The organism is Burkholderia sp. 22PA0099 (genome assembly GCF_047497165.1).
In the GTDB taxonomy this organism is placed as follows: Bacteria; Pseudomonadota; Gammaproteobacteria; order Burkholderiales; family Burkholderiaceae; genus Burkholderia.
Map to the genome: position 1 here is coordinate 250502 of NZ_CP163164.1, position 26889 is coordinate 277390.

The 26889-nt window shown below is 67.2% G+C and carries 26 protein-coding genes; 15 read left to right on the forward strand and 11 right to left on the reverse strand.

Annotated features, from left to right (window positions below):
* Nucleotides 1–14 precede the first annotated feature (14 nt).
* Both AB4851_RS01175 and AB4851_RS01180 read right to left on the reverse strand, forming a co-directional pair.
* The gene (locus tag AB4851_RS01175; RefSeq protein ID WP_414448080.1) at nt 15–1631 is read right to left on the reverse strand and encodes a methyl-accepting chemotaxis protein; all 1617 of its coding nucleotides are present in this window, start codon (nt 1629–1631) and stop codon (nt 15–17) included.
* 321 nt (nt 1632–1952) lie between these two features.
* On the reverse strand, nt 1953–2591 hold the full coding sequence (locus AB4851_RS01180; RefSeq protein ID WP_414441375.1) for an HD domain-containing protein: 639 nt from the start codon (nt 2589–2591) through the stop codon (nt 1953–1955).
* 126 nt (nt 2592–2717) lie between these two features.
* Between AB4851_RS01180 and AB4851_RS01185 the strand changes: the two genes are divergently transcribed.
* A complete protein-coding gene (locus AB4851_RS01185; RefSeq protein WP_414441374.1) occupies nt 2718–3692 on the forward strand; it encodes a GlxA family transcriptional regulator in 975 nt (324 codons plus the stop codon).
* A 145-nt stretch (nt 3693–3837) separates the two neighbouring features.
* Here AB4851_RS01185 and AB4851_RS01190 read toward each other — a convergent pair whose 3' ends face one another.
* Nucleotides 3838–4959, reverse strand: coding sequence for an MBL fold metallo-hydrolase (locus tag AB4851_RS01190; protein WP_414448081.1), 1122 nt, complete (start codon nt 4957–4959; stop codon nt 3838–3840).
* 84 nt (nt 4960–5043) lie between these two features.
* Here AB4851_RS01190 and AB4851_RS01195 point away from each other — a divergent pair, with 84 nt between their 5' ends.
* Nucleotides 5044–5679 (forward strand): TetR/AcrR family transcriptional regulator, encoded by a 636-nt coding sequence (locus AB4851_RS01195; protein ID WP_414448082.1) that lies wholly within the window; start codon nt 5044–5046, stop codon nt 5677–5679.
* 219 nt (nt 5680–5898) lie between these two features.
* Complete coding sequence (locus tag AB4851_RS01200) at nt 5899–6504, forward strand: nucleotidyltransferase family protein (protein WP_414448083.1); 606 nt, start codon at nt 5899–5901, stop codon at nt 6502–6504.
* Nucleotides 6505–6588: 84 nt separating this feature from the next.
* On the opposite strand, the gene AB4851_RS01205 is transcribed toward AB4851_RS01200, so the two are convergent.
* A complete protein-coding gene (locus AB4851_RS01205) occupies nt 6589–7569 on the reverse strand; it encodes an SMP-30/gluconolactonase/LRE family protein (RefSeq protein WP_414448084.1) in 981 nt (326 codons plus the stop codon).
* A gap of 235 nt (nt 7570–7804) precedes the next feature.
* Between AB4851_RS01205 and AB4851_RS01210 the strand changes: the two genes are divergently transcribed.
* The 4 genes from AB4851_RS01210 to AB4851_RS01225 all read left to right on the forward strand — a co-directional run bounded on the left by AB4851_RS01210 (nt 7805) and on the right by AB4851_RS01225 (nt 11128).
* Nucleotides 7805–8461 carry a DsbA family oxidoreductase gene (locus tag AB4851_RS01210; protein ID WP_414448085.1) on the forward strand — a complete coding sequence of 219 codons (657 nt, stop codon included), beginning with the start codon at nt 7805–7807 and terminating at the stop codon, nt 8459–8461.
* A 139-nt stretch (nt 8462–8600) separates the two neighbouring features.
* Nucleotides 8601–9308: a GNAT family N-acetyltransferase gene (locus AB4851_RS01215; RefSeq protein WP_414448086.1), complete on the forward strand. Its 708-nt coding sequence runs from the start codon at nt 8601–8603 to the stop codon at nt 9306–9308.
* Nucleotides 9309–9467: 159 nt separating this feature from the next.
* Entirely contained in the window at nt 9468–9782 is a 315-nt protein-coding gene (locus AB4851_RS01220; protein ID WP_414448087.1) for a helix-turn-helix domain-containing protein, read from the forward strand.
* Nucleotides 9779–11128, forward strand: a complete 1350-nt coding sequence (locus AB4851_RS01225; RefSeq protein WP_414448088.1) for a HipA domain-containing protein — start codon at nt 9779–9781, stop codon at nt 11126–11128. The genes AB4851_RS01220 and AB4851_RS01225 overlap by 4 nt, the downstream gene beginning before the upstream one ends.
* Before the next feature lie 7 nt (nt 11129–11135).
* On the opposite strand, the gene AB4851_RS01230 is transcribed toward AB4851_RS01225, so the two are convergent.
* Both AB4851_RS01230 and AB4851_RS01235 read right to left on the reverse strand, forming a co-directional pair.
* Entirely contained in the window at nt 11136–12620 is a 1485-nt protein-coding gene (locus tag AB4851_RS01230; RefSeq protein WP_414448089.1) for an ATP-binding protein, read from the reverse strand.
* Nucleotides 12620–13357, reverse strand: coding sequence for a response regulator transcription factor (locus AB4851_RS01235; RefSeq protein WP_414448090.1), 738 nt, complete (start codon nt 13355–13357; stop codon nt 12620–12622). The genes AB4851_RS01230 and AB4851_RS01235 overlap by 1 nt, the downstream gene beginning before the upstream one ends.
* A gap of 311 nt (nt 13358–13668) precedes the next feature.
* Here AB4851_RS01235 and msrB point away from each other — a divergent pair, with 311 nt between their 5' ends.
* From msrB to msrA, 3 genes are all read left to right on the forward strand, one after another.
* Entirely contained in the window at nt 13669–14172 is a 504-nt protein-coding gene (gene msrB, locus AB4851_RS01240) for a peptide-methionine (R)-S-oxide reductase MsrB (RefSeq protein ID WP_414448091.1), read from the forward strand.
* Nucleotides 14173–14203: 31 nt separating this feature from the next.
* Nucleotides 14204–16315, forward strand: a complete 2112-nt coding sequence (locus AB4851_RS01245; protein WP_414448092.1) for a cytochrome c biogenesis protein CcdA — start codon at nt 14204–14206, stop codon at nt 16313–16315.
* A gap of 65 nt (nt 16316–16380) precedes the next feature.
* The gene (msrA, locus tag AB4851_RS01250; RefSeq protein ID WP_414448093.1) at nt 16381–17136 is read left to right on the forward strand and encodes a peptide-methionine (S)-S-oxide reductase MsrA; all 756 of its coding nucleotides are present in this window, start codon (nt 16381–16383) and stop codon (nt 17134–17136) included.
* A 55-nt stretch (nt 17137–17191) separates the two neighbouring features.
* On the opposite strand, the gene blaOXA is transcribed toward msrA, so the two are convergent.
* Nucleotides 17192–18025 (reverse strand): class D beta-lactamase, encoded by an 834-nt coding sequence (gene blaOXA, locus AB4851_RS01255; protein ID WP_414449211.1) that lies wholly within the window; start codon nt 18023–18025, stop codon nt 17192–17194.
* A gap of 294 nt (nt 18026–18319) precedes the next feature.
* Nucleotides 18320–18820: a methylated-DNA--[protein]-cysteine S-methyltransferase gene (locus tag AB4851_RS01260; RefSeq protein WP_414441361.1), complete on the reverse strand. Its 501-nt coding sequence runs from the start codon at nt 18818–18820 to the stop codon at nt 18320–18322.
* A gap of 215 nt (nt 18821–19035) precedes the next feature.
* Here AB4851_RS01260 and AB4851_RS01265 point away from each other — a divergent pair, with 215 nt between their 5' ends.
* The 4 genes from AB4851_RS01265 to AB4851_RS01280 all read left to right on the forward strand — a co-directional run bounded on the left by AB4851_RS01265 (nt 19036) and on the right by AB4851_RS01280 (nt 22509).
* Complete coding sequence (locus tag AB4851_RS01265; RefSeq protein WP_414448094.1) at nt 19036–19596, forward strand: DUF4337 domain-containing protein; 561 nt, start codon at nt 19036–19038, stop codon at nt 19594–19596.
* Between the two features lie 374 nt (nt 19597–19970).
* On the forward strand, nt 19971–20705 hold the full coding sequence (locus tag AB4851_RS01270) for an SDR family oxidoreductase (protein WP_414441359.1): 735 nt from the start codon (nt 19971–19973) through the stop codon (nt 20703–20705).
* A 58-nt stretch (nt 20706–20763) separates the two neighbouring features.
* On the forward strand, nt 20764–21612 hold the full coding sequence (locus AB4851_RS01275) for a fumarylacetoacetate hydrolase family protein (RefSeq protein WP_414448095.1): 849 nt from the start codon (nt 20764–20766) through the stop codon (nt 21610–21612).
* Between the two features lie 132 nt (nt 21613–21744).
* Complete coding sequence (locus AB4851_RS01280; RefSeq protein WP_414448096.1) at nt 21745–22509, forward strand: FadR/GntR family transcriptional regulator; 765 nt, start codon at nt 21745–21747, stop codon at nt 22507–22509.
* 48 nt (nt 22510–22557) lie between these two features.
* On the opposite strand, the gene AB4851_RS01285 is transcribed toward AB4851_RS01280, so the two are convergent.
* From AB4851_RS01285 to vapB, 3 genes are all read right to left on the reverse strand, one after another.
* Nucleotides 22558–24342 carry an IlvD/Edd family dehydratase gene (locus AB4851_RS01285; protein WP_414448097.1) on the reverse strand — a complete coding sequence of 595 codons (1785 nt, stop codon included), beginning with the start codon at nt 24340–24342 and terminating at the stop codon, nt 22558–22560.
* 369 nt (nt 24343–24711) lie between these two features.
* Nucleotides 24712–25113, reverse strand: a complete 402-nt coding sequence (locus AB4851_RS01290) for a type II toxin-antitoxin system VapC family toxin (RefSeq protein ID WP_414448098.1) — start codon at nt 25111–25113, stop codon at nt 24712–24714.
* Between the two features lie 8 nt (nt 25114–25121).
* The gene (gene vapB / locus AB4851_RS01295) at nt 25122–25394 is read right to left on the reverse strand and encodes a type II toxin-antitoxin system VapB family antitoxin (RefSeq protein ID WP_414448099.1); all 273 of its coding nucleotides are present in this window, start codon (nt 25392–25394) and stop codon (nt 25122–25124) included.
* Nucleotides 25395–26528: 1134 nt separating this feature from the next.
* Between vapB and AB4851_RS01300 the strand changes: the two genes are divergently transcribed.
* Nucleotides 26529–26888, forward strand: a complete 360-nt coding sequence (locus tag AB4851_RS01300; protein ID WP_414448100.1) for a hypothetical protein — start codon at nt 26529–26531, stop codon at nt 26886–26888.
* Nucleotide 26889 lies beyond the last annotated feature (1 nt).

Below are 26889 nucleotides of genomic sequence, written 5' to 3' on the forward strand. Positions count from 1 at the left end.
CGACAGTCTCGGCTTCAGGCCAGCGCAGGCGCGCCAAGGCGCGTCGCGACGCCATACGACGGCGCCAGTGCCTGCCCGCCGTTGCCGCCCGTCAGGCGAAACACCGACACCGCCTCCGACAGCACCGCCGACTGCTCGTCCAGCGACTGCGCCGCCGCGGCGGCCTGCTCGACGAGCGCGGCGTTCTGCTGCGTGACCTCGTCCATCTGCGTGACGGCCTGATTGATCTGCTCGATGCCGCGCGACTGCTCGTCGGAAGCCGCCGAGATTTCCGCGACGATGTCCGACACGCGGCGGATCGCCTCGCGCACGCGGCCCATCTTGTCGCTGACCTCGTTGGCCTGCCCCGCGCCGCCCTCGATCAGCGTGACCGACGAGGCGATCAGCTCCTTGATCTCCTTGGCCGCCGCCGCCGAACGCTGCGCCAGCGTGCGCACTTCCGACGCCACCACGGCGAAGCCGCGCCCCTGTTCGCCGGCACGCGCCGCTTCCACGGCGGCGTTCAGCGCCAGGATGTTGGTCTGGAACGCAATGCCCTCGATGGTGCCGGTGATCTCCGAAATCTTGCCCGAGCTGCCGCTGATCTTGAGGATCGTGTCGACCATCTCGCGCATCGCCTGGTTGTTGTCGTCGGCCAGGTTGGTCGCGTTGGTGGCGAGGCCGTTGGCCTGACGCGCGTTCTCGGCGTTCTGCTTCACCGTCTCGGTCAGTTGCGTCATGCTCGACGCCGTTTCTTCCAGCGAGGCGGCCTGCTCCTCGGTGCGCGCCGACAGGTCGAGGTTGCCGGTGGCGATTTCCTTGGCCGCGAGCGAGACCGAGCCGGTGCTCGCCTGAATGCGGCGCACGGTTTGCGACAGTTGCCCGTCCATCGCCTTCAGCGCATGCATGAGGTCGCCGAATTCGCCGCGATAGCGGCTGTCGATGCGCGCTTCGAGGCGGCCGTCGGCGATCGTGTTGGCCACCGCAATCGCGCTCTCCAGCGGGCGCATGATGGCGCGCAGCAGGTAGACCGACGCAGCGGCCGCCACCAGCATGCCCACGATCACGAGCGCGATCGCGATGGTCAGCGCGGTGCGTGCGCTATCGCCGCTGTCGGTCGTCATTTGCCGCGCCTGCCGGTCGTTCAGCGTGATATCGGCCTTGATCTGGTCGAGCATCGCGTCGGCGGAGGCGTTCTCCGCGTCGATCACCTGCCCGGCCGCGTCGTAGTTGCCGGCGGCCAGCGCCGACAGGATCTGCTGCGACGACTGGTGCAACTGCGGCATGCCCGCGTTGATCTTGTCGGCGATCTCGTGCTCCTCGGGCGACGTGATCCCGCCCGGGTAGTAGTTCGGCCATTCCTTGTCGAGCTGGTCGAGCGAATGGCGGATCGATTCGATCCCCGCGCGGGTGCGCTCGTCGGAGTGCACCACCTGCAAGGTCCGCATCATGCGGCGGATGTCGAGCACCTCGCCGCGCACCGCGCCGAGAATCCGGATCGGTTTCACCACGGTGGTGTATTCGTCGCTGACCGTCTGCCTGAGGTGCGAAATGGTTAGCGATCCGAAGATCCCGACCAGCGCGATGATCAACACGCAGGCCGTCATGGCCATCACGATTTTGAAACGAACGGTGTGATGCATGCGGCTCAAGATGCGGTTCTCCAGTTCTGTCGCCCCGCGATGCGACGGGTGTCGATGCGGCGTCGGCATCCGTCGACACAGCGTCGGACACCAGCCCGCGATTACGGCCCGCCGCGATCCAACTTTAATTTTTTCGGACTTTTTCTTTTAGGAATCGAAATGAATACCGGAATACAGGTAAGCACCTCGAAATCTTCTGATGAATAGCGCAAATGGCCCGCCCGGCGTGCAATCTGCCGAGGCGGTCCGGTTCGCTGCGCGGCATGGGATTACAACGCGCATACCGATTTCTTTCAGCGTTTCCGCAAAACGCGCGCAGCCGCTTTACGCTCAACCGCGCCAGGCGGAACAGCGAATCACCGAACAGAAATTGCCGGCGTGGAAATGCGGCTCCTTGTCGGCGATCACGTCGGCCTTGACGTTGCCGAAGGTCGTGTCCGGCTTGTGGCGGATGCCGTCGTAGAACGCCTGGATGATGTCTTCCTTGAAATGCGGCGTGCGCGGGTGCGCATGCGTGACGGCGTCGCGTTCGTGATCGCTGTATTGCTTGTAGGTCAGGCCAAGCACGTCCATCTCCACGCCGGCCGTGACCAGCGCGACCACCGGGTGCATGTGCTGCGGAATGCCGGGCGTGGTGTGCAGCGCGATGGCGGTCCAGACCAGATCGATGTCGTGCTGCGCGATGCCGCGCTGGCGCAGGAAATCGCGCGCGGCGTTCGCGCCGTCCACCTCGAAGCGCTCGTGCGCGCTGCTGTGCGACGGCACCAGGCCGACATCGTGGAACATCGCGCCCGCGTAGAGCAGTTCCGGGTCGAACTTCAGGCCGCGGTCGCGCCCGGCCAGCGCGCCGAAGTAATAAACGCGGCTCGAATGATGAAACAGCAAGGGACTTTCGGTGTCCCGAACGAATTCCGTGATGTCGCGGGCCAATTGGCTGTCGGGCACGCTGATGCCGCCGATGTCGATCATGATGTTCTCCGTGTGTGGGCTTCGGAGACCATTCTCCCGCGTGCTAGTATTGTCTTCAATCGGCGTGACACGCCACTTTCTGCCAAATCGCGCGGGAAGCGGCCACCGCCCTCAGCGGGAGTTTTCATGAGCAAGACCATCGCCATCCTGGCCGTGCCGGGCGTGCAGTTGCTGGACGTCAGCGGGCCGCTCGACGTGTTCGCGCAGGCCAACCTGGAAGCGGGCCGCGCGGCTTACCAGTTGCAGGTGCTGGCCTGCGAGCCGGGGCATCTGGTCAGCTCGTCGGGCGCGCGGCTGGTGCCCGACGCGGTGGTCGGCGACGCCCTGCCCGATCCGCACACGCTGCTGGTGGCCGGCGCGCCCGGCATCGCCACGCACGACGCGCCGGCCGTGTCCGGCGCCGTGCTGGCCTGGCTGCGCGGCGCGGCGAAGCGCTGCCGCCGGTTCGGCTCGGTGTGCACCGGCGCGCTGGTGCTGGCCGACGCCGGCCTGCTCGACGGCCGCCGCGTCACCACCCACTGGGCCGCCGTCGAGGCGCTGGCCGCGCGCTGCCCGGCCGCCGAGATCGAACCCGATGCGCTTTACGTGCGCGACGGCAAGCTGCGCACGGCGGCCGGCGTGACGGCCGGGCTGGACCTGGCGCTCGCGCTGGTCGAGGAGGATCTCGGCCGCGAGATCGCGATGCGCGTGGCCAATCAGTTGGTGATGTATTTCAAGCGCCCGGGCGGGCAATTGCAGTTCAGCCGCCACGGCGAGACGGCGCCGGCGGGCCGTTCGGTACTGCAGGACGTGCAGCGCTGGGTGGCCGCGCAGCCGGGGCTCGATCACAGCGTGGGGAGCCTCGCCGAGCACGCGGGCCTGAGCCCGCGGCATTTCGCGCGGCTGTTTCATGCGGAGGTGGGGGTCACGCCGGCGGCGTGGGTGGAGATGGCGCGCGTGACGGCGGCGCGCGCGCTGATCGAGACGGCCGGCGACGCGCCCAAGCAGGTGGCCGCGAAATGCGGTTTCGCCAATGCGGATGTGCTGCGCCGTGCGTTTGTCAGGCACGTGGGTGTGACGCCGGCCGAGTATCGCAAGCGTTACCGGCGCGAGGCGGACTGAGAGGTCAGCCTCGCGGCGTTGGCGTTGGCGTTGGCGTTGGCGTTGGCGTTGGCGTTGGCGTTGGCGTTGGCGTTGGCGTTGGCGTTAAGTCGGCGTTAAGTCGGCGTTAAGTCGGCGTTAAGTCGGCGTCGGCGTCAAGCCGGCGTCAAGTCGCGCTGGTCCCACGGCAGCGCCAGCGGCGTTGCCGCACCGGCTCGACCGCCACCACTTCCGTCACGTTGCGCCACCAGCGTTCGCCGCGATGCGGCGCGGCCAGGTCGAGCCGCTCGCCCATGCGTGGCGTGGCGAGCGGAATGCCGCGCGCGGCCGCCAGGCCGAACACGCGCTCGAACGGGTCCTGCCAGCGGTGCATCGCCAGATCGAACGTGCCGTTGTGCACCGGCATCAGCCAGCGTCCGCCGAGATCCTGGTGCGCCTGCACCGTCTGCTCGGGCTGCATGTGCACGTACGGCCATTGCGCGTCGTAGGCGCCGGTTTCGAGCAGCGTCACGTCGAACGGGCCATAGCGCTCGCCGATCTCGCGGAAGCCGTCGAAATAGCCGGTGTCGCCGCTGAAGAACACCCGCAGGTCGCCGTCGATGATCGTCCACGAGGCCCACAGCGTGCTGTCGCTGTCGAACAGGCTGCGGCCCGAAAAGTGCTGCGCCGGGGTAGCCGTGAACGCGATGCCCTGCAGTTCCGTGCCCTGCCACCAATCGAACTGGCGCACCTTGGCCGCGTCGACGCCCCATTCGATCAGGCGATCGCCCACGCCGAGCGGCGTCAGGAACACCTCGGTAGTGGCGGCCAGCGTCAGCACGGTGTCGCGGTCGAGGTGATCGTAATGGTCGTGCGAGAGGATCACGCCGGCCAGCGGCGGCAGGTCGGCCAGCGCGATCGGCGGTGCGTGGAAGCGCTTCGGCCCCATGTTGCGGAACGGCGAGGCGCGTTCGGCGAACACCGGATCGGTCAGCCAGAACTGGCCGCGCAGCTTCAGCAGCATCGTGGAATGGCCGAGGCGGTAGAGGCTGCGGTCGGGCGCGGCGTCGAGCGCCTCGCGCGTGAGCGGATCCACCGGCAGCGTGCCGGCCGGCGCGGTGCCGCCCGGCTTGTTGACGAGCATGTTCCAGGCGATCGACACCATCTTGCCCATGCCCTCGGCCGGGCGCGGCCGCACGTTGCGGAAGCGCTCGCCGTCATGCTGCGGCGAGCCGGCCGACATTGCGCGGCCTCGGCGCGCGGCGGCGAAGCCCAGCGTGCGGCTGAACCATTGGGAGAGCGAAGTCATCGGGATCCGTCCGGAATCGAAAAGTAGACTCGCTAGTGTAGTTTGTTTTCGGGAAAAGTAAACCGGACAGTGTAAAATTCGCCCATGGACTCCAATGCTTCCCCGACCCGCCTGACCGACCGCAAACGCGCCGCCATCGTCGGCGCGGCGATCGACGAATTCCTGTCGGCCGGCTACGACGCCACCAGCATGGATCGCATCGCCGCCAGCGCGCAGGTGTCGAAGCGCACCGTCTACAACCACTTCCCGAGCAAGGAGGCGCTGTTCGCGGCGATCCTGCACCGGCTGTGGGATTCGACGCGCGCCGGCGACGCGCCCGTCTACCGCGCCGACGCGCCGCTGCGCGGCCAGTTGATCGAGTTGCTGATGCGCAAGCTGCGCCTGCTCAGCGACGACACGTTCCTGTCGCTGGTGCGCGTGGCGATCGCCGCCGCGATCCATTCGCCCGAGCGGGCACGCGAGATGGTGTCGCGGCTCGGCGAGCGCGAGGAGGATCTCGGCGCGTGGATTCGCGCGGCCACGGCCGACGGGCGCTTGAGCGTGGATGACCCGCGTTTCGCGTCGGAGCAGTTGCAGGGGCTCGTGAAATCGTTCGCGTTCTGGCCGCAGGTGGCGATGGGCCAGCCGGCCGTCGCAGGCCCGGCGCAGCGCGTGCTGGCCGAATCGGCCGCCGACATGTTTCTGGCGCGCTATGCGCGGGGGGATGCCGGGAGGGATTGATGCGCGGTGCGGCGGTTCAGTGGTCCTCGGATGTGGTTCACGGCTTGTGGTGCGATATGCGAGGTGCGTAGCTTGCGCTTTTCGGCTTGCGGCTTGCGGCTTGCGGCTTGCGACTTGCGACTTGCGACTTGCGACTTGCGACTTGCGACTTGCAGCTTGTAGTTCACGCCGCCCGCCCGCACAATCGCCCTCACAGTTCACCCGCTCACGGCCTTGCTCATGGTTGATCTGCATTCCTCGCGATTTGTCGGCGTGCTGCTGGCCGCCGGCCTAGGCACGCGCTTCGACCCTTCCGGACAGGACAGCAAGCTGCTCGCCGCCTTGCCCGACGGCACGCCCGTGGCGCTGGCCGCCGCGCGCCGGCTGCGCGCCGTGATTCCCGATGTGATCGCCGTGGTGCGCCCCGGCGCGGACGTGCTGGCCGAGCGGCTCGCGATCGTCGGCTGCCGCGTACTGGTGGCCGGCGAGGCCGTGCAGGGCATGGGCGCGAGCCTGGCCGCCGCGGTGCGCGCGGAGCGCGACGCCGCCGGCTGGATCGTCGCGCTCGGCGACATGCCGTGGATCGCGCCCGCCTCGATCCGCGCCGTGGCCAGCGAGCTGGCCAGCGGCCGCGCCACCATTGCCGCGCCGTGGTTCGACGGCCAGCGTGGCCATCCGGTCGGCTTCGCGGCCGTGCATCGCGACGCGCTGGCCGCGCTCGACGGCGATGCCGGGGCACGCGCGCTGCTCGTCGCGCACGAGGTGGCGCGGGTCGAAGTAGACGATCCCGGCGTGTTGCGCGATGTCGATACACGCGACGATCTGGCCGCGCCGCCGGGCGCCTGACGCGTTCAGCAGAGGCCGCTCAACCGACTCCGCACTAGGCCGAGTTGACCAACCGGACGTCGCGACCACCCGCCCCCACCGCGTTCAGCGCTTGCCGCCCAGCGGAAACCGCGCCTCCGGCAAGCCGCGATACCCGGTCGCAGCGACAAACACCCCGCCCGCGTGCGGATCGTCGCGCAGCGCCGCCGCATCGAGCCCTTCACGCGCGCTCGTCACGTACAAGGTGTTCCAGCCCTCCCCCTCGTCAGGCCCCTCGCTCGCCCGCTCGGGCGCCGGCCCCAGCGACGGGCAACTCGGCTGCGCCGTCGGCACCACGATGCGATCCGTCTCCACGCCGTTCTCGTCGTAGCGCACCACGCGCGCGCCGCCCCATTGCGCGTTCCACAGGCCGCCGGCCGCGTCGACGGTGGAGCCGTCCGGGCCGCCGGTCGGATCGGTCAGCGCCACGAACGGCCGCACGTTCGCCACCGGGCCGTCGGCGCGGTAGTCGCACACCATGATCTGGCGCGTGGGCGTGTCGCAGAAATACATGCGCGTGCCGTCCGGCGAGAATGCGATGCTGTTGGCGATCGCCGCCGGCGGCAGCGCGAGCCGTTCGAGCGAGCGGTCGGCGTTCAGGCGATAGAAGCCGGTGGACGCCTCCAGCGGCTCGTGCTCGTCCTTCATGCCGAACACGAGGTTGCCGGCGCGGTCGCAGCGGCCGTCGTTGATGCGCGAGCGCTCGCCCGGCTCGACCTCGACCAGCCGCTCGAAACGGCCGCTGCGCAGGTCGAACAGCGCCAGATGCGTGGCCAGCCCCACCACCAGCACATCGGGGTCGTCGCTCAACGCGAAGCAGCCGAGCCGCTCGGGCATCGCCCAGCTTTCGGTGTCCTGCGCCGCGCCGGGGCGGTGACGCCACAGGCGCGCGCCTTCGATATCGGTCCAGTAGAACGCGTGCGTCAGCCCGCACCAGGTGGCGCATTCGCCGAGCACGTGGCGGCTGTCCACCAGCAGCGTCGCGGCCGGCGCGCCGGCGGATCGGATCGGGTCGTTCGAGGCATTGAGGGCGTTCGGATCGGTCATCGGATGGGGTGAAATCTCGGATCGGAAATCGGAAAAAGGAAAACGCCGCGCGGCGGCGCGGCCGTTCCGCTCTGATACACGCTCCGGCCCGGAAACGCAAAACGGCACGCGCGCGGCCCAGATAGTGAGCGGCCGTGGGCCATCCACCCACGCACCCACCCCTGCCGCGTCCGGCAACGCCGGACGATTCGCGCTAACCTGTCGGGCCTCACGCATTGACCGCAGGATTTCCGCCATGTCCCAACAAGCCCTGACCATCGATTTCGTCTCCGACGTCGCCTGCCCGTGGTGCGCGGTCGGCCTGTCGTCGCTGCTGCTCGCGCTGGAGCGCATCGGCGACGACGCCAAAGTGCAGATCCGCATGCATCCGTTCGAACTGAACCCGGACATGAAGCCGGAAGGCGAATCGATCGTCGGCTATCTCGGCAAGAAATACGGCCGCACGCCCGAGCAGATCGCCGAATCGCAGGAGATGCTGCGCGAGCGCGGTGCGGCGGTGGGCTTCACGTTCGGCAAGCGCGAATATGTCTACAACACGTTCGACGCACATCGCCTGCTGCACTGGGCCGGGCTCGAAGGCCGCCAACTGGAGCTGAAGCTCGCGCTGCTGCGCGCGTATCACGGCGAAGGCCGGGCCACCAACGATCCCGACGTGCTGGTGGCCGCCGCGCAATCGGCCGGGCTGGACGCCGAACGCGCCCGCGCCGTGCTGGCCGGCGGCGACTACGCCGACGAGGTGCGCGCGGCCGAGCGCGAATCGCAATCGATCGGCATCACGTCGGTGCCGTCGATCATCTTCAACGAACGCTATCTGGTGACGGGCGGCCAGCCGGTCGAGGCGTTCGAAGGCGCGATCCGCCAGATCCTCGAGGAAAGCGCCAAGCCGGCCTGAACGCCGCAAGCCGTGCCGTGCGCGCCGCGCCACCAAGCGCGGTGCGTGGCACCATCGTTTCCGGTGCCGCTGGACCTTTTCAAAGAGCCAGGGCCTCTCTACAGTGAGCGAATTCTGCCACTCACTGCCCGGAGAAACGATGTCCGCCCGCATCAACGAATACGGCCAACCGATCGGCGCTGCCGTCGAAGGCTGGACGCCCCGCCCGCTGCCCGCCGCCGTCACGCTCGAAGGCTGCTACTGCCGCCTGGAGCCGCTCGACGCGGCGCGCCACGCCGACGATCTCGCCGCCGCCTACCTGTCCGCCGACGACGGCCGCGACTGGACCTACCTGTTCGTCGGCCCGTTCGCCTCGGCCGACGAATTCCGCCGCTACGCGGAAACCGCCGAGCGCAGCACCGACCCGCGCCATTACGCCGTGATCGACCGCGCCAGCGGCCGCGCGGTCGGCACGCTGGCGCTGATGCGCCAGGACCCGGTGCACGGCGCGATCGAGGTGGGCAGCGTGACGTTCTCGCCGAAGCTCAAGCAAACGCCGCTGTCCACCGAGGCGCAGTACCTGCTGATGGCCTACGTGTTCGACCAGCTCAACTACCGCCGCTACGAATGGAAGTGCGACAGCCTGAACGCGCCGTCGCGGCGCGCGGCCGAGCGGCTCGGCTTCGAATTCGAGGGGATTTTCCGGCAGGCGGTGGTCTACAAGGGCCGTGCGCGCGATACGGCGTGGTATTCGATCGTCGATACGGAATGGCCGCGCCTGAAGCAGGCGTTCGCGGCGTGGCTCGCGCCGGAGAATTTCGATGAACAGGGGCGGCAGAAGGTGGGGCTGGCGGGGTTGCGGGGGTGAGGCGGCAAACGACACGGGAATTGCGGGGAAAACGCATCCATATTTCTCAAATATGGAAACTTAGAGAGCCAACTTAAGATTCGATCTATAATTTCCATATTCGAGAAATATTTTGATCTCAAGCAACCGAGATCTCTTTGTTTTCATATATGGTTAATTATGGCCCGCCATCTTCCCAAACCCGTCGTCACCAGCCCGCTCGCGGCCGATCTGGTCGCGCTCGGCAACGTCGTGCGCAATCGACGCCGTGAGCAATCGATGCGCATCGACGATGCTGCCGCCTTGCTGGGTGTCTCCACGGCAATGCTGTCGCGAATGGAAAACGGCATTCCGGTCGGTTCCGACCGAATGTTCCGCGTACTCGACGGCCTCGGCCTGAATCTGTTCGCCATTCCGAAATCGGAAACGCCGAAAGTCTTCCACGCTCTGCAGCACGACATCCCAGGCTCGTCAGCGGAAGGCGGGCACGCATGAGTCGCCAGCTCATCGTCGCGACGGATACCGGCATAGTCGGCCAACTCGAGTTCGAGTCGCACGACGAGCGCTTCATGTTCCGGTACGACGACGCATGGCTGGCACGCGCCGACGCATTCCCGCTTTCCCCACACATTCCGCTCGGCCCCCACGCTCCGGCATCGGGCGTCATGCAACGCTTCCTGTCTAATCTTCTGCCGGAAGGGCGTGCGCTCGATGTCGCCTCGGTCGTCAATCAGATTTCGAAAGACAACGTATTCGGGCTGGTGCATGTGTTGGGCAGAGAGCCAGTCGGTGGCCTCGGTTTCCTGCCCGTTGCCGATGATGGCGCCGCACCGGTACAGAGTCGGGAAGCCGTGCGGCGCGCGATCCCTCATGCCGAACTGAGCGAGCGCATCCGCGATCGCGACACGATCCCGTTCCCGGTTTGGGACCGCAAGGTCCGACTCTCGGTCGCGGGCTATCAGGACAAGCTGCAAGTGCTGATCGAGGGCGAACACATTGCGCTCGCCGATGGCGCACTGAGTTCCACCCATCTCCTCAAGCCGGAATCACGCAACATGTCGACGCCGCACATGGTGGCGAACGAGCATTTCTGCATGACGCTCGCCGCGCGGATGGGCCTGCCCGTGGCGCCCGTCTCGCTGTGGCGGATTCCGGAGCCGCTGCTGCTCGTCGAGCGCTTCGATCGCAGCGTGACGCGCGATCCGACCACGGGCCTCGTGCATACCGTACGCCGTTTGCATGTGATCGATGCGTGCCAGGCACTCGACGCCCCCGTGTCCTATAAATACGAGCGCAATTTCGGCAACAACGAGAGTGTCGCCAATATCCGCGAAGGCGTGAGCTTTGCAACGTTGTTCCCGTTGGCGCGGCAATGCGAAGATCCGGCGCACGCGCGTGCCCTGCTCGTCCGGTGGGCGATGTTCCATCTGCTGATCGGCAACAGCGACGCGCATGGCAAGAATCTGTCGTTCTTCATGCGCCGCTCGGGGCTGGCGCCCGCGCCGTTCTACGACCTCGTATCGGTGAATGTCTATGGCGCCGGCGTCGAACAGGACATGGCCATGGGTTACGGCGACGCATTTCGCATCGATGACGTGACGGCGTTTGCACTCGCCGATTTCGCGCAGCGCACCGGCATCCCCGCGAGCTATCTGTCGCGCGACCTGCGGCGCATGGCCGACAGCGCGATGAACGCCGCCGCGGAACTGGCCGGCTCCGATATGTATATCGGCGAAGAGCGCATGCTCGTGCGGGAAATCGCCGGCTTCGTCACACGCCAGGCTCAACACCTGCAACACGTGGCGCCGATGATTCCCGCCGCGTTCAAGTCTCTGCTCTAACGCCCCCTCACCGCCCCGCCGCCCGCAACGCGAACTCGAACACAGCCCCGCCGCGCGGCTCGTCCACCAGCCGCGCCTCGCTGCCGTGCAGTTGCAGCATCCGTTGCACCAGCAGCAGCCCCAGCCCGCCGCGATGCGAATCGCCCGAGGCCACTTCCCACGACCCCACCGGCCGCCGGAACAGCGATTCGCGCAGGCCCGGCGGCACGCCCGGGCCGGTATCGCGCACCGTGACCACCACCGCGCCATCGTGCGCCGCCAGCTCGACGGCCACATGCCCGCCCTCCGGCGTGTGCCGCAGCGCGTTGTCGAGCAGATTGGTCAGCACCCGCTCGATCATCCCGAAATCGGCATGCACGTTCGGCAGGCGCGGCTCGATCCGCGCGTCGAGCGTCACGTCGCGCGCCTTCGCGCCCAGCTCGAACTTGGCGAACACGTCCTGCACCAGATCGGCCAGCGAGCCGTCCTCCAGCGCCGGCTGCACGAGCCCCGATTCGAGCCGCGCCAATTCGAACAACGCGCGCGCCAGGCGCCCCACCTTGCCGCTCTGCGCCAGCGCGATCGCGAGGTAACGCTCGCGATCGGCCGCGTCGAGCGTCGCGCCCTTCATGGCCAGCGCTTCCAGATAGCCGTGCAGCGAGGTCAACGGCGTGCGCAGGTCGTGCGACAGGTTCGCGATCAGCTCGCGGCGCTGCTGGTCCTGCTGCTTCAGCTCGCGCCATTGCTCGCCGATCCGGTCGGACATCTGCGCGAACGCGGTTTCGAGCACGGCGATCTCGTCGCGCGCGCCGGCCACCGACACATGCGGCAGCGACGGCTGCGCGTCGGGCTCGCCGTTGGCGTCGAAGCGGCGGATCGCGTCGGTGAAGCGGCGCAGCGGCCGCGTGATCAGCCCGAACGCGGTCAGCCCCGCCAGCAGCCCGAGCAGCGCCACCAGCGCGATCGACCACAGCGTGGTGCGCAGCACCGAACTGGCCGCGACGCGCGCCGCCAGCTCGTCGTGCGCCTCGCCGAGCAGCACCACGTAGATATAGCCGGACGGCGGATGCCCCGGCATCTGCAACGGCGCGGCGCTGAACACCTTGCGCGCGTCGAGGCTGCGCGGATCGTCGCCGAGGATCGGCAGCGGCTGGCCATCGAGGAAGCGCTTGACCGGAGCGAGATCGACGCGCTCGCGCTTGACGCGGCCCGGCGGCGCGTCGTCGCCGCGAATTTCGCCGGCATTGTCGAGCAGATACACCTCGACGCTCGGGTTCACGCCCATCAGTTGCCCGAACAGCTTGCGCACGGCGTCGGGCCGCAGCCCGTTGTCGTCCATCAGCGAGGCGCTCAGTGCGATATGCCCGGCCAGATCGTGCGAGAGCCGCTGCACGACTTCCTTCTCGTGCATGTCGCTGGCGCGGATCTGGATCCACGCGGACGCGCCGCAGCAGGCCAGCAGCAGCACAGAGAACACCACCGCGAGCCGCTGCGTGAGGGTCAGGCGGCGCATCAGGCGTCCTTGCCGTCGGCGTTCGGCGCCACGCCCGGCGCGACCAGCTTGTAGCCGCGCCCCCAGACCGTGAGGATTCGCGCCGGCTGGGCCGGGTCGGCTTCGATCTTGGCGCGCAGCCGGTTGATATGGGTGTTGACGGTGTGCTCGTAGCCCTCGTGCTGATATCCCCACACGGCGTTGAGCAGGTCGGTGCGCGAGAACGCCTTGCCGGGATGGCGCGCGAAGTGATACAGCAGGTCGAATTCGCGCGGGGTCAGGTCGATCGCGGCGCCGTCCACGGCGGCCTCGCGCGTGAGCGGATCGAGCGCCAGGCCGCCCACGTCCACCCGCCCGGCGTCGGGCCGCGCATCGCGCGACAGCGCCTCGACGCGCCGCAGCAGCGCCTTCACGCGCGCCACCAGTTCGAGCATCGAGAACGGCTTGGCGAGGTAATCGTCCGCGCCGAGTTCGAGGCCGAGGATGCGGTGCACCTCGCTCGAACGCGCGCTGATGATGATGATCGGCGTGTAGCGCTCCATCGCGCGGGCGCGTCGGCAGATTTCGAGGCCGTCGACGCCCGGCAGCATCAGGTCGAGCACCAGCGCGTCCCAATGGCCCTGTTCGAGACGGCGCAGGCCGTCGTCGCCGTTGGCGCAGTGCACCACCTCGTAGCGCTCGTCGCGCAGGTGCAGCGCGAGCACGTTGGCGATGTCGGCATCGTCTTCGACGATCAGGATGCGTTTTTGTGGGTCCATGGGCAGGGAAGTCGGGCAAGCCGCGCCGGGCGGGCACGGCGGATGCAGCATGAAAAGGCGGCGAACCGGCGCGGCGCGGATGCAACCGACGCAACCACGGCATCGGCCGCCACCGCCGCGCCGCCGGCAGGACGATTCTCGCGCATCGGCGCGGCCGAGTCGTCACGGTTTCGTGAACATTCCGTCCACGGTCGCCGTAGCCGTCGCCGTCGCCGAATTATCACGAAAACTTTAACTTTTCGTGAGGACTTCGCGACCGTCCCGTCATTACGATGAGCGGCATGTCATCCCCCGTCCCACAGGAGTCCAACATGACCAGCCGCCGACGTTTCCTGCTGACCGGCGCCGCATTCGCCGGCGCCGTGGCCGCCCTCACGCGCAACGGCGTGTTCGCGCAACAACCGCCGAAGCTCGCCGCACCGGCCGAACTGACGCTTTCCGACGCCGAATGGCGCAAGCGCCTCACGCCCGCCCAGTATGCCGTGCTGCGCGAGGCGGGCACCGAACGCCCGTACAGCAACCCGCTCAACGACGAGCACCGCTCCGGCACGTTCTCGTGCGCCGGTTGCGCGCTGCCGGTGTTCTCGTCGGCCACCAAGTTCGACAGCCACACCGGCTGGCCGAGCTTCTGGTCGCCGCTCGACCACGCCGTGGTGACCGACACCGACACCTCGTTCGGCATGGTCCGTACCGAAGTGCACTGCCGCCGCTGCGCGGGCCACCTCGGCCATGTGTTCGACGACGGCCCGAAGCCCACCGGCCTGCGCTACTGCATGAACGGCACGGCGATGACGTTCCGCCCCTCGTCGGCCTGAGCGCCGCCCCTCCCCCGAAGGACATCCCATCATGTTGCTCGTCATCCTCGCCTATCTCGGCGGCGTGCTCACGATCCTGAGCCCCTGCATCCTGCCGGTGCTGCCGTTCGTGTTCGCCCGCGCCGACAAGCCGTTCATGCGCAACGCGCTGCCGCTGCTGGCCGGCATGGCCGTGACGTTCGCGGGCGTCGCGACGCTGGCCGCCGTGGGCGGCGGCTGGATCGCCCAGGCCAACGAGGCCGGCCGCTGGCTCGCCATCGCGCTGGTCGGCGTGTTCGGCCTGACGCTGCTGTTCCCGCGCCTGGCCGACCATCTGACCCGGCCGCTGGTGGCGCTCGGCAACCGCCTGACCGGCGTGGCCTCCACCGCCAACGACGGGCGCGGCAGCATCGGCGCGTCGCTGCTGCTCGGCGTGGCCACCGGCCTGCTGTGGGCGCCGTGCGCCGGCCCGATCCTCGGCCTGGTGCTGACCGGCGCGGCGTTGCGCGGCGCGAGCGTCGGCACCACGCTGCTGCTGGTCGCCTACGCGGCCGGCGCGGCCACCTCGCTAGCGGCCGCGTTGCTGATCGGCGGCAAGCTGTTCTCGGCGATGAAGCGCTCGCTCGGCGCGGGCGAATGGATCCGCCGCGGGCTAGGCGTGGCGATGCTCGGCGGCGTGGTCGCGATCGCACTCGGCCTGGATACGGGCGTGCTGACGCAGGTGTCGACGGTCGCCACCGGCGGCCTCGAACAATCGCTGGTGGATCGGCTCGCGCCGCGCAAGACGCCGGGGCAGGCGCCCGGCGATGCGGGCGGCCCGGCGATGATGGCTTCGGGTGATGCGATGCGTGCGGCTGCCGGTGACGGCAACGGGCCTTCGATGATGGCTTCCGGTGACGCCATGCGCGCCGCTGCCGGCGCAGGCAACGGCCCGTCGATGATGGCTTCCGGCGACGCCATGCGTGCCGCTGCCGGCGCAGGCAACGGCCCCTCGATGATGGCCTCCGGCGACGCCATGCGTGCCGCGGCCGGCGCAGGCAACGGCCCGTCGATGATGGCTTCCGGCGACGCCATGCGCGCCGCCGCGAACCACACCGCCCCCGACGCCAACCCCAACGCGATGATGTCGGCCGCCACGACCGCCGCCCGCCACGACGCGGCGATGCTGCGCGTCTCCGCGCCGGCGCTGCCGGTCGAGGGCGAGGCGCCGTCGCTGGCCGGCGCGACCCAGTGGCTCAACTCGCCGCCGCTGACCAACGCGTCGCTGCGCGGCAAGGTGGTGCTGGTCGATTTCTGGACCTACTCGTGCATCAACTGCCTGCGCACGCTGCCGTACGTCAAGGCCTGGGCGCGCAAGTACCAGAACGACGGGCTGGTGGTGATCGGCGTGCATGCGCCGGAATTCGCCTTCGAGCGCAATATCGACAACGTCAAGAAAGCCAGCCACGACCTCGGCGTGACCTACCCGGTGGCGATCGACAACGGCTATTCGATCTGGCGCGCGTTCAACAACGAATACTGGCCGGCGCACTACTTCATCGACGCGCAAGGCCGCGTGCGCTACCACCACTTCGGCGAAGGCGACTACGCGCAATCGGAACGCGCGATCCAGCAACTGCTGGTCGAGGCGGGCCACCCCGACGCGGCACAGGTGCCGCTCGGCCTCGAAGGCGCCGCCGCCAGCGGTGCGCAGGCCGCCGCGGACAGCGCCGACATGCGTTCGCCGGAAACCTACGTGGGCTACGCACGCGCCGACAACTTCGTGTCGCCCGGCGGCCAGTTGCATGACCGCGAGCACGACTACGCGCCGCCCGCGCAGCCCGGCCTCGACGATTGGGGCCTGGCCGGCGCCTGGACGGTCGGCAACGAGCAGGCCACGCTCGCCAAGCCGGGCGGCCGGATCGTCTACCGCTTCCACGCCCGCGACCTGCACCTGGTGCTCGGCCCGGGCAAGAACGGCGCGCCGGTGCGCTTTCGCGTGACGGTCGACGGCACCGCGCCGGGCGCGTCGCACGGCGCCGACGTGGATGCCGACGGCGTCGGCGTGGTCAAGGGCCAGCGCCTGTATCAACTGATTCGCCAGACCGGCCCGGTCGCCGATCACACGTTCTCGATCGAGTTCCTCGACCCGGGCGTGCAGGCCTTCGCCTTCACGTTCGGTTGAGCGCCGCACCGCTTACCCATCCGCTACACGACGTTCGCCATTCGACATTGCAAGGAGTCCGCATCATGAAAACGACCCGCTCCGCCGCCGCGCCCCGCTCGCGGCTCCGACTGATCGCCCGCGTCGCCGGCAGCGTTGCCGCCGTGGGTGCGGTGGCCGCCGCCGCGTTCGGCTGGCAGCCGGCCGCGCTGGCCGACAGCGCCAAGCCGCTGCCCGCGCCGACGCTCGACGAGAAGCCCGCCGCCGGGCACACCGAAACCGCCGTGTTCTCGGGCGGCTGCTTCTGGGGTGTGCAGGGGGTGTTCGAGCACGTCGCCGGCGTCAAGCAGGTGGCCGCCGGTTATGCGGGCGGCGCGGCCTCCACCGCGCAGTACGAAACCGTCAGCGAGGGCGACACCGGCCATGCGGAATCGGTGCGGATCGTCTACGACCCGGCGCAGGTCAGCTACGGCCGGCTGCTGCAGATCTTCTTCTCGGTCGCGCACGATCCGACCGAGCTGAACCGCCAGGGCCCCGACACCGGCACGCAATACCGCTCGGCGATCTTCCCGGCCGACGCGCAGCAGCAGTCGATCGCCACCGCCTACATCGCGCAACTGACGAGCGCGCACACGTTCTCGTCGCCGATCGTCACGAAGATCGAGACGGGCAAGCAGTTCTATCCGGCCGAGGGCTATCACCAGGATTTCCTCGTCAACCATCCCGACTATCCGTACATCGTCGTCAACGATCTGCCGAAGGTGGCCGCGCTGAAATCGCAGTATCCGAAGTGGTATGTGACCGCGCCGGTGCTGTACGCAAAGAACGGCGGCGGCGCGTAAGCGCCGGTGAAGGCGCGATGCGCGGCGGTTCATGCCGCGCGTGTCGCGCCGGGGCTTATTGAGCGGCTGCCGCCGGTTGCTGCGACGCCAGCGCCGGCAACGCCGCCAGCATCGCGTCGCGCGCGCGGAACCCGGCCGGCGCATCGTGCGGCGCATCGTCCTGGATCAGCCGCGCGAACACCACCTTGCGCGAGCCGAGCGTCGCCCAGCCGACGAACCAGCCGTAGGCGCGTGCGCGGTCGAACCGGCCGTCGTCGCCGGGCGAACTCGTGCCGGTCTTGCCGTGCACGACCCAGCCGCCCGGCTGCGCGTCGATGCGCGTGATGCGCTCGGTCATGTCGAACGCCTGCGCGCTGACGGGCAACGTGCGATTGACGATGCCGCGCAGGAAGGCGACCTGCTCGACCGGCGAGATCCGCAGCGTGCCGGCGTTCCATGCGCCGCGCATGCCGCTGAATTCGCCGGGGCCGAGCGTCACGTCGGCGTTGCCGAAGCCGAGCCGCCGCGTGTATTGCGCGAAACGCGCCTGACCGAGCGCCTCGGTGATCCGTTGCGAATACCAGAACACCGAATAGCGAATCCAGCGCTCGGGATCGGTCGGTTGCTGCCAGGCCGCGCCACCCCAGTCCGGATAACCGGCGCGAAACGGCAACTGCGGCGCGTGCGCGTTCTTCAGCACACCGGCATCGAAGCCCATCAGGCTCAACGCGATCTTGAACGTCGAGGCGGGCGTGACGCGCGCCTGACATGCATCGCCCTGCTCGGCCAGCATGGCGCCGGTGGCGGCGTCGGCCACCAGCGTGCAGAGCGTGCGGGAATCGGTATGAGCCGGCGCCGGAAGCGGCGCGGCGGCGTGGGTGACGACAGCCGCTGCCGTCGCCGCGAGCATCGCGACGACGATCGCCGTGAAGCGGTGCGTCGCGAGCCGGGCCGGTACGTGCACCGGCCGTGAGTTGTCCTGCATGCGTGCCCTCTCTCGTCTTCGTTATGGTTTGGCGCGCGGGCCGCGGCGAAACGTTCGATCGGGAGGGATGACCGGGCCGCGGCGATGGCGCGCCGCGTAGTGTAGCCCGGTGGCAAAGGACTGGTGCCGTCAGGTCAGGACAGAACCGGTGACGTACGCTCGATTCGAGCGCGAGCAAGCGCGCCGCGCAGCCGGAGGCAGAGGACCCGCGCCGTCAGGTCAGAACAACACCGGCTGACGCGCGCTCGATTCGAGCGCGAGCAGCGCGGCCTTGCGATCCTTGCCGCCCGCGAAGCCGGTCAGGTCGCCCGAGGTGCCGATCACGCGATGGCACGGCGCGACGATCGACAGCGGGTTGCGCCCGTTCGCGGCGCCCACCGCGCGCGTGGCGCGATGGTTGCCGACCTGCACGGCGATGTCCCGATAGCTGCGCGTCTCGCCGAACGGGATCGTCAGCAGCGCGTTCCACACGCGCTTCTGGAATTCGGTGCCGTGGAATGCGATGTCGAGATCGAACGCCGTGCGCCGGCCGGCGAAATATTCGTCGAGCTGGCGGGCCGTTTCGACCAGGACCGGATGCGCGTCGTCGTCGCGCAGCGCGCCGACCTTCACGCGCGTGGGCCGGTCGTTGTCCCAGAGGATCGCGATCAGCTTGCCGTCGCGCGCGACGAGCGTCAGCTCGCCCACCGGCGACGGGATGCGTTTACACACTTGCGACATCCTGTTTCTCCTGTCCCTGCTTATGCTTCCGATGCGTGCCAGTGTAACGGCAAGCCGTGCATCCCCCCTGCCGATGCTTGCGGTCGAATTCGCGCCGACGCGGCGCGTGCTCCCGATTACGACACGTCATCAGACCCTGCCATAATGGCCGGCCCCACGTTCCGCCCGCGCCTTGCGCGGCGCTTTCATCGCTTACACGAAGCACCGGACTCACCATGTCGCACGAACACGCTCCCCACGATCACGCCGTCGAACACGCCGCCCATGCGGGCGATCCGCTCTCGCGCTGGGTGGCGGTCTTCACGGCGATCCTCGCCGCGCTGGCCAGCCTGCTCCACTACGAGGAAGGCGTCCTGCAAACCCAGGCGCTGATGTACAAGAACAATGCCGTGCTGCTGCAAAGCAAGGCCAGCGATCAATGGAATCTCTATCAGGCCCAGTCGAACAAGGGCCACCTGATGGAACTGGCCGCCGAGCTGGCCGGCCCCGAGAAGCAGGCGCGCTTCAAAGACCAGATCGACAAGTACAACGCGCGCAAGAAGGACATCGCCGAGAAGGCCAAGGCGCTCGAACAACAGGTCGAGGAAGCGAACCGCCAGTCGGAATCGAAGGAGCACCCGCAGCACCTGTTCGGGCAGGCGCTGGCGCTGATCAGCGCGGCGATCTCGCTGGCGGCCATCACCTCGCTGACGGGCAGCCGCCGGCTGTTCGTGGTGGTCGCGCTGGCGGGGCTGGCCGGAGTGGGGGTGTCGATCACGGCGTTTCTGCATATCTGAGCGTCGCGGCGCGTTGAAACGGCCGGGAACGGCGGGCTTCGGCCCGTGGTTCCCGGCCGTTTGTCGTTGTGGCGCGCCTTTTCATTTGGACCGACCATAAAAATATATTTTAACGATTCATCCAAAGCTATTTTCCGACCGATTTCTCCGTATCTCAGCCTGCATCGCGCTGCCGCCTCGATCCTTTCCTCACTTTTTCTAGAAAATAAAACTCAATAAAATCAACAATCTTTACGCAATTTCAAACTCACCAAAGGGAAAACCCACCCCTCCCACCTCTCGCCTCCTCAGCCATTCGCCATTAGGATGGCGTCTGGCCCACTGGTCCGGCCAATTTGTCGCCGGGCCGCAACCGGACACGAACAGGAGACACGATGAGACTCGAAGGCAAGGTAGCCGTCGTCACGGCGGCGGGCGCAGGCATCGGGCAGGCGGCGGTGCTCGCGCTGGCCCGCGAGGGTGCGCAGGTCTGGGCGACCGACGTGAAGCCGGAACTGCTGCGTGCGTTCGAAGGCGTCGCCAACGTGCACACCGCGCCGCTCGACGTGATGAACCGCGCCGCGATCGACGCGTTCTTCGGCGGCCTGCCGCGCACCGACGTGCTGTTCAACTGCGCCGGCTTCGTCCACAACGGCACCATCCTCGAAGCCAGCGATGACGACTGGGCGTTCGCCTTCGATCTGAACGTGCGCTCGATGTTCTGGACGATCCGCGCCGCGCTGCCGTCGATGCTCGAGAACGGCGGCGGCAGCATCGTCAACATGGCCAGCGTCGCGAGCAGCATCCGCGGGCTGCCGAACCGCTTCGTCTACGGCGCGTCGAAGGCGGCCGTGATCGGCTTGACCAAGGCCGTCGCCGCCGATTACGTGCTGCAGGGCGTGCGCTGCAACGCCATCTCGCCCGGCACCGTCGACACGCCGTCGCTGGCGCAGCGCATCAACGCCTACGACGACCCGGTGGCCGCGCGCGCCGCGTTCGTCGCGCGCCAGCCGATGGGCCGCATCGCGCGCGCCGAGGAAATCGCGCCGATCGTCACGTTCCTCGCCAGCGACGACGCCGCATTCGTCACCGGCCAGACCTATTCGGTCGACGGCGGCATGACCATCTGATCCGCCGTCTCCGTTTCAACGCTCAACCCTCGACCCGATTCATCAGGAGCCCTCACCCATGAAACTCGCCCGTTATGGCCAGCCCGGCAGCGAAAAGCCGGCCCTCGTCGATCAGGACGGCAAGCTGCGCGACCTGAGCGGCGTGATCGCCGACATCACGCCCGCCACGCTCGACGAGGCGACGCTCGCCAAGCTGCGCGCGCTCGACATCGCCTCGCTGCCCGTCGTCGACGGCGCGCCGCGCTACGGCTGCCCGGTCGCCAACATCGGCAAATTCCTGGCGATCGGCCTGAACTACTCGGATCACGCCGCCGAATCGAACATGCCGGTGCCGAAGGAGCCGATCGTGTTCACCAAGGCCACCTCGTGCATCCAGGGGCCGAACGATCCGGTCATGCTGCCGCGCGGTTCGGAAAAGACCGACTGGGAAGTCGAACTCGGCATCGTGATCGGCCGCACGGCGCGCTACGTCGAGCGCGATCAGGCGCTTGACTACGTGGCCGGCTACGTCACGATCAACGACGTCAGCGAGCGCGAATTCCAGCTCGAACGCGGCTCGCAGTGGGACAAGGGCAAGGGTTGCGACACGTTCGGCCCGATCGGCCCGTGGCTCGTGACGCGCGATGAAGTGCCGAACGTGCAGAACCTGGCGATGTGGCTCGAAGTGAACGGCGAGCGCGTGCAGAACGGCAACACCAGCACGATGATCTTCGACGCGGCCGAACTCGTCAGCCACCTGAGCCAGTTCATGACGCTGCTGCCCGGCGACGTGATCACCACCGGCACGCCGCCCGGCGTCGGCCTGGGCATGAAGCCGCCGCGCTTCCTGGCCGCCGGCGACGTCATGAAGCTCGGTATCGAAGGCCTCGGCGAACAGCAGCAGACGGTCGTGCCGTTCAAGCTGTAAGCGTTCGGCCGCACCTTCCGCCCGCGCCCGGCGGCGGCCTCGCAAGCACGCGGCCGCCGTCGGGCGTTGTCCTATACTGTGCGCCCCGCGCGCCGGTCCGCTCGCGGGCCGCTCACACCGCCCACTCCGCCCATGCCCTTCCAACCGATCGAAACGAAACGGCTCTACAGCCAGATCGCCGCGCAGATCACCGAGCTGATCGACGCCGGAGAATTCATCGTCGGCGAACGGCTGCCGGCCGAACGCGATCTGAGCGCGCGGCTCGGCGTGAGCCGCTCGTCGCTGCGCGAGGCGCTGATCGCGCTGGAGATCGAGGGCACGGTGGAAGTGCGCAGCGGCTCGGGGATCTTCGTCAAGCAGCGCGGCGGAGCCGCGGCGATCGCGGCGCAGGCGGCTTCGGCGAATGCGGTGACGAATGCCGCAGCGGCCGCCCATGCCGGATCAACCGCGCCCGCGCCGCGCATGCACGCGGTGTCGCCGTTCGACGTGATTCGCGCGCGCGCCTATCTGGAGCCGGAAATCGCCGTGCAGGCGGTGCGTCATGCGTCCGATGCGCAGATCGAAACCGTGCTCGGCTGGCTCGGCAAGCTGCGCGGCAGCAAGGTCGGCGATCCGCAACTGAACGAATACGACCGGCAGTTCCATCTGAGTTTGGCCGAGGCATCCGGCAACAGCGCCTACGTGGTGCTGCTCGATCAGCTTTGGATTCACCGCACCACCCCGCTCTACATGACGCTCGAACAGCACTTCTTCAGCGCGCAGTGGTGGGCGGAATCGATGGAAGAGCACGAGGAAATCTACGCCGCGCTCAACGAGCGCGACGTGCGCCGCATCAGCCTCGCGATGGGGCTGCACATGCAGCATGCGGAGCAGCGGCTGGCCGGCCAGTTCAAGTAGGCCGGCCGACACCACGGGCTTGGCGCCCGTGGCGGGGTCAGGGCAAGTTCAGTGCGAGTGGCGCGGGTTGCCGCGCGTCTCGATCACCTTCAGGTACAGCGTGGCCGGCTCCAGGCAGCCGCCCGTCGACAACTGGCCGACCGTCTGGCGATACAGCTCCTGCCACGGCGTTTGCGCGGGCGGGATCTTGAACTCCGCTGTTTCGCGGCGGCGTGCCAGTTCGGCGTCGTCCACCAGCACATCCACCTTGCGCGAATTCAGATCGACGCGAATCCGGTCGCCCGTGCGCAGCAGCGACAGCCCGCCGCCCACCGCCGCTTCCGGCGACATGTTGAGGATCGACGGGCTCGCCGACGTGCCGCTCTGCCGGCCGTCGCCCATCGTCGGCAGCGACGTGATGCCCTCGCGCACCAGCGACACCGGCGGCGCCATGTTGACCACTTCCGCGCTACCCGGGTAACCGACCGTGCCCGCGCCGCGAATCACCAGGATGCAGTGCTGATCGATTTCAAGCGCCGGATCGTTGATGCGCGCGTGGTAATCCTCGGGGCCGTCGAACACGATCGCGCGCGCCTCGAACGCGTTCTCCGAGCCGGGTTCGCTCAGGTAGGTCTGGCGGAACGCCTCGCCCACCACCGACATCTTCATGATCGCGCTGTCGAAGAAGTTGCCCGACAGCACGATGAAGCCCGCGCCGTGCTTGAGCGGTTCTTCCGTACTGCGAATCACGTCGCGATCGGAGGTGGCCGAACGATCCGCGATCTCGCCGATCGTGCCGCCCGACACCGTCAGGCAATCGCGATGCACGAGGCCCGCCTTCGACAGTTCGTGGAACACCGCCGGCACGCCGCCCGCGCGGTGGAAACTCTCGCCCAGGTAATCGCCGGCCGGCATGCAGTTGACGATCAGCGGCACCGCTTCGCCCAGGCGCTGCCAGTCGTCCAGCGACAGTTCGACGCCGATGTGACGCGCGATCGCGATCAAATGCGGCGGGCAGTTGCTCGATGCGCCGAGCGCCGACGCGATCACGATCGCGTTCTCGAACGCCGCCTTGGTCATGATCTGCGACGGGCGCACGTCCTCGCGCACCAGATCGACGATCCGCTTGCCCGTCGTATAGGCCATCTGACCGCGCTCGCGATAGGCCGCCGGAATGCTCGCACAGCCCGGCAGCGACATGCCGAGCGCTTCGGCCAGGCTGTTCATCGACAGCGCCGTGCCCATCGTGTTGCAGTGGCCGATCGACGGCGACGAGGCCGTGGTCAGTTCCATGAAGCCTTCGTAATCGATCTCGCCCGTCGCCAACAGGTTGCGCGCGTGCCAGATCACCGTGCCCGAACCGACCCGCTTGCCCTGGTGCCAACCGTCCAGCATCGGGCCGCCCGACAGCACGATGGCCGGCATGTCGACCGTGGCGGCCGCCATCAGGCAGGCCGGCGTGGTCTTGTCGCAGCCGGTGGTCAGCACCACGCCGTCGAGCGGGAAGCCGTGCAGCACTTCGACCAGGCCGAGATAGGCCAGATTGCGGTCGAGCGCGGCCGTGGGCCGGCGGCTCTGCTCGGCCAGCGGATGCACCGGGAATTCCATCGGAATGCCGCCCGCGTCGCGGATGCCGGCCTTGGTGCGCTCCGCCAGCGCGATGTGATGGCGGTTGCAGGGCGCGAGATCGCTACCCGTCTGCGCGATGCCGATGATCGGGCGGCCCGACTGGATTTCCTCGCGCGTGAGGCCGTAGTTCATGAAGCGCTCGACGTAGAGCGCGGTCATGTCGGCATGCGAGGGATCGTCGAACCACTCCTGGCTGCGCAGGCGGCGGGGGGGATTGTGGGGCATCGCGTTCTCCTGTCTCGATCGTTGTGACCTCGCGGGGTGGGGGGCTCGCTGGGAAGGTGGGCTGGCGGGGGCTGGCGCTTGCCTGCGTTGAGTTCCGGCGGGCGGCTGGGGCCGCGAGTGTCTCTTCTGGGGGCGGTTACCAGGCTGAAAAGCGGCGGGTTGCCCGGGCCTGGTTATCGGTATCCATGAGCGATGGTAGCACGGGAAATGGGGGGTGCGGAGTGGGCCTGACCACTGCGACTCATGCAATATGCGTGCGGCCCCCGGCTCCGAGCTTTGTTGCTCACGCACGATACGAAATAGATCGGCGGCGCCATGACAATTAGCAAGCCCCAAAAATCGTAAGCCACTCCGCCAACCAACGTCCGATCAATCGTGCCAGACTTCGAGTTGCAGGCCTGCAACCCGCTCGAATTCTCGTGTGTTATGCGTTACAAGCATCGCGCCGCAGGCGATTGCATGCCCTGCAATCGACGCATCGTTGTAGCCGATCGGCGTGCCCATTTCCGACAGGGCCTTCCTGATATTTGTGGTCGCATCGACCGCCGCAGCATCCCATGCGAGTACACCATCGAGGCGCGCAACAAACTCGCGGACGAGGCCAGGCATTCTAGGCGATGCTCGCTTGCTCGCCGCGCCGTCACACAACTCGGCGTAAGTGATCGCCGATATGACGATGCGATGCTGCGCGGATACAGCAATCTCCAGTCGACGGATTACCTCGGCGGGCCGGGCCCGCATGATGTACGAACAGATGTTCGTGTCGAGCATGTACAGGCTCATGACGTCGATGGCCCGGCTTTGACACCCAGATCATCATCGCTCAACTCAAACCGGCGCTCCGGTGCGACGACAGGAGTTCGCTCAGACAGAAAGTCCGGATCGGCCGACTCAAGCGAAGCAAAAGAACCCCACGTCGGCCGAACTGGACGGAGGATGAGCGTGTCGCCATCCCGGCGAATTTCGAGCTCGACCACACCCTGATACTCCAAATCCTTGGGGATGCGGATCGCCTGATTCGCATTGTTTCGGAAAATCGATACGGTACGCATCTCGCCCTCCTGATCGTGTCGGCAACCCTCAAACAATAGCACCATATGCCTGCATATGCAAAAACGTGTACTCTCGTCCAAATCCGTTGTCAACGGAGTCGCTCCCACTATATGGCCTTCGTGCCGTAGACAAGCAGCACCGTGTTTGGCGCCCGTTCAGCAATGGCGTATGAGCGTTTCCTGGAACTTCACCTTCCAACCGGTCGTATATATCCTCGACGGATGGTAAGGGGCCAGGGATGCTAAAAGTGCCGAAACAACCACACACGGCAGAGTTCAAGGCGATTGCCGGCGTGATGGCGATATTTTGAGCAATCGTCAATGGCTATCCCATCTCCTTCGGCGACATCCTCCCTGACTCGTTACAGTCCTCGGCGCACCAGCGCCGCAACTCTCGCAAGACGTAGCGATAGCGCTCACGGCAAACCGAAATCAGGAATATTCGAGCAGGAATGGCGCCACTCGCGCCATTGAATCCTTTATTAAAAATATAGACACTCTTGTTCAGAAAAATTTTCTCGAAGATGTATTCGTCAGCGTCGAAAATCATAATGAAGCAACCTATATCCGATTTATCCTCGCTGCGGCAAACTAGTGTCTGCGCATCAGCAATACCGCCGACGCATTGGTACTGATGAATCGATCTACTGCTTGATACCTCAAGACAGCAGGTTAATTTGAGGCCACACCTGTTCACAAAAGGAAATTGAAATATGACGACAATCAATCCTGGCCCGAAGCCCAAACGAGAAGATGGAAAAGATGACCGGAGACACCATGTGAATCCTCCGACAAAACCCAAGCACCCCACCCTTCCCATTCACGACCCCAAGAAAAAATGAATGTGTGGAACGAAGAATGAAAATCGTCGTGCCTTGACTACAAAAAGCCGCCTTTTGGTTGCTTTTTGTTATCACCCTCATTGACTTGTCGGATTGACCTTTTCGAGAAATTTCTTAAACCCAACGATTACCAGCGGTTGTGCGACAAACGAACGCTTGAGACCGTCATTTTTGATATCGATTCGCCTGTAAGATGCTTCTTCATTTTGTTTTCCATGGCCTGTAGGATCAGCAAGCTAATTCGCCATCAGGCAGCATGATACGGCCCGGCCCCTCTTCAAAATCACCTCCCATGCCCCCCATCCCCGACCTCCCCGCCCTGAAAGCCCACCTCCACGCGCTCTTCAACGACCCGACCATCGTCTTCACCGACTACGCCCATTACGGCGTCGTCTTCGACGTGCCCGGCAAGGCCAAGGATTGCAAGGCCGCCTTGCTGGCCCGCACCGACCCGTCGCTCTGGGACGGTGAGGCCGGGAACTGGTTCTATCGCTGCGAGGCGGAAAACTGGCTGCTGACGCTGCGTTCCGTGCCGCACGCCGTCTGGTGCATGGCCACCGTGATGTCCCTGCATTCCAAACACCTCGAACAATTCGAAGTCACGCCCGAACAGCAAGCCGACGTCGACAAGACGCCGCGCGAACCGGAGTAGC

Excerpts from the sequence above, each read along its gene's own strand:
- AB4851_RS01180 (WP_414441375.1), bottom strand. The coding sequence starts at position 2,591 with ATGATCGACATCGGCGGCATCAGCGTGCCCGACAGCCAATTGGCCCGC.
- AB4851_RS01185 (WP_414441374.1), top strand. The coding sequence starts at position 2,718 with ATGAGCAAGACCATCGCCATCCTGGCCGTGCCGGGCGTGCAGTTGCTG.
- AB4851_RS01190 (WP_414448081.1), bottom strand. The coding sequence starts at position 4,959 with ATGACTTCGCTCTCCCAATGGTTCAGCCGCACGCTGGGCTTCGCCGCC.
- AB4851_RS01195 (WP_414448082.1), top strand. The coding sequence starts at position 5,044 with ATGGACTCCAATGCTTCCCCGACCCGCCTGACCGACCGCAAACGCGCC.
- AB4851_RS01200 (WP_414448083.1), top strand. The coding sequence starts at position 5,899 with ATGGTTGATCTGCATTCCTCGCGATTTGTCGGCGTGCTGCTGGCCGCC.
- AB4851_RS01205 (WP_414448084.1), bottom strand. The coding sequence starts at position 7,569 with ATGACCGATCCGAACGCCCTCAATGCCTCGAACGACCCGATCCGATCC.
- AB4851_RS01210 (WP_414448085.1), top strand. The coding sequence starts at position 7,805 with ATGTCCCAACAAGCCCTGACCATCGATTTCGTCTCCGACGTCGCCTGC.
- AB4851_RS01215 (WP_414448086.1), top strand. The coding sequence starts at position 8,601 with ATGTCCGCCCGCATCAACGAATACGGCCAACCGATCGGCGCTGCCGTC.
- AB4851_RS01220 (WP_414448087.1), top strand. The coding sequence starts at position 9,468 with ATGGCCCGCCATCTTCCCAAACCCGTCGTCACCAGCCCGCTCGCGGCC.
- AB4851_RS01225 (WP_414448088.1), top strand. The coding sequence starts at position 9,779 with ATGAGTCGCCAGCTCATCGTCGCGACGGATACCGGCATAGTCGGCCAA.
- AB4851_RS01230 (WP_414448089.1), bottom strand. The coding sequence starts at position 12,620 with ATGCGCCGCCTGACCCTCACGCAGCGGCTCGCGGTGGTGTTCTCTGTG.
- AB4851_RS01235 (WP_414448090.1), bottom strand. The coding sequence starts at position 13,357 with ATGGACCCACAAAAACGCATCCTGATCGTCGAAGACGATGCCGACATC.
- msrB (WP_414448091.1), top strand. The coding sequence starts at position 13,669 with ATGACCAGCCGCCGACGTTTCCTGCTGACCGGCGCCGCATTCGCCGGC.
- AB4851_RS01245 (WP_414448092.1), top strand. The coding sequence starts at position 14,204 with ATGTTGCTCGTCATCCTCGCCTATCTCGGCGGCGTGCTCACGATCCTG.
- msrA (WP_414448093.1), top strand. The coding sequence starts at position 16,381 with ATGAAAACGACCCGCTCCGCCGCCGCGCCCCGCTCGCGGCTCCGACTG.
- blaOXA (WP_414449211.1), bottom strand. The coding sequence starts at position 18,025 with ATGCTCGCGGCGACGGCAGCGGCTGTCGTCACCCACGCCGCCGCGCCG.
- AB4851_RS01260 (WP_414441361.1), bottom strand. The coding sequence starts at position 18,820 with ATGTCGCAAGTGTGTAAACGCATCCCGTCGCCGGTGGGCGAGCTGACG.
- AB4851_RS01265 (WP_414448094.1), top strand. The coding sequence starts at position 19,036 with ATGTCGCACGAACACGCTCCCCACGATCACGCCGTCGAACACGCCGCC.
- AB4851_RS01270 (WP_414441359.1), top strand. The coding sequence starts at position 19,971 with ATGAGACTCGAAGGCAAGGTAGCCGTCGTCACGGCGGCGGGCGCAGGC.
- AB4851_RS01275 (WP_414448095.1), top strand. The coding sequence starts at position 20,764 with ATGAAACTCGCCCGTTATGGCCAGCCCGGCAGCGAAAAGCCGGCCCTC.
- AB4851_RS01280 (WP_414448096.1), top strand. The coding sequence starts at position 21,745 with ATGCCCTTCCAACCGATCGAAACGAAACGGCTCTACAGCCAGATCGCC.
- AB4851_RS01285 (WP_414448097.1), bottom strand. The coding sequence starts at position 24,342 with ATGCCCCACAATCCCCCCCGCCGCCTGCGCAGCCAGGAGTGGTTCGAC.
- AB4851_RS01290 (WP_414448098.1), bottom strand. The coding sequence starts at position 25,113 with ATGCTCGACACGAACATCTGTTCGTACATCATGCGGGCCCGGCCCGCC.
- vapB (WP_414448099.1), bottom strand. The coding sequence starts at position 25,394 with ATGCGTACCGTATCGATTTTCCGAAACAATGCGAATCAGGCGATCCGC.
- AB4851_RS01300 (WP_414448100.1), top strand. The coding sequence starts at position 26,529 with ATGCCCCCCATCCCCGACCTCCCCGCCCTGAAAGCCCACCTCCACGCG.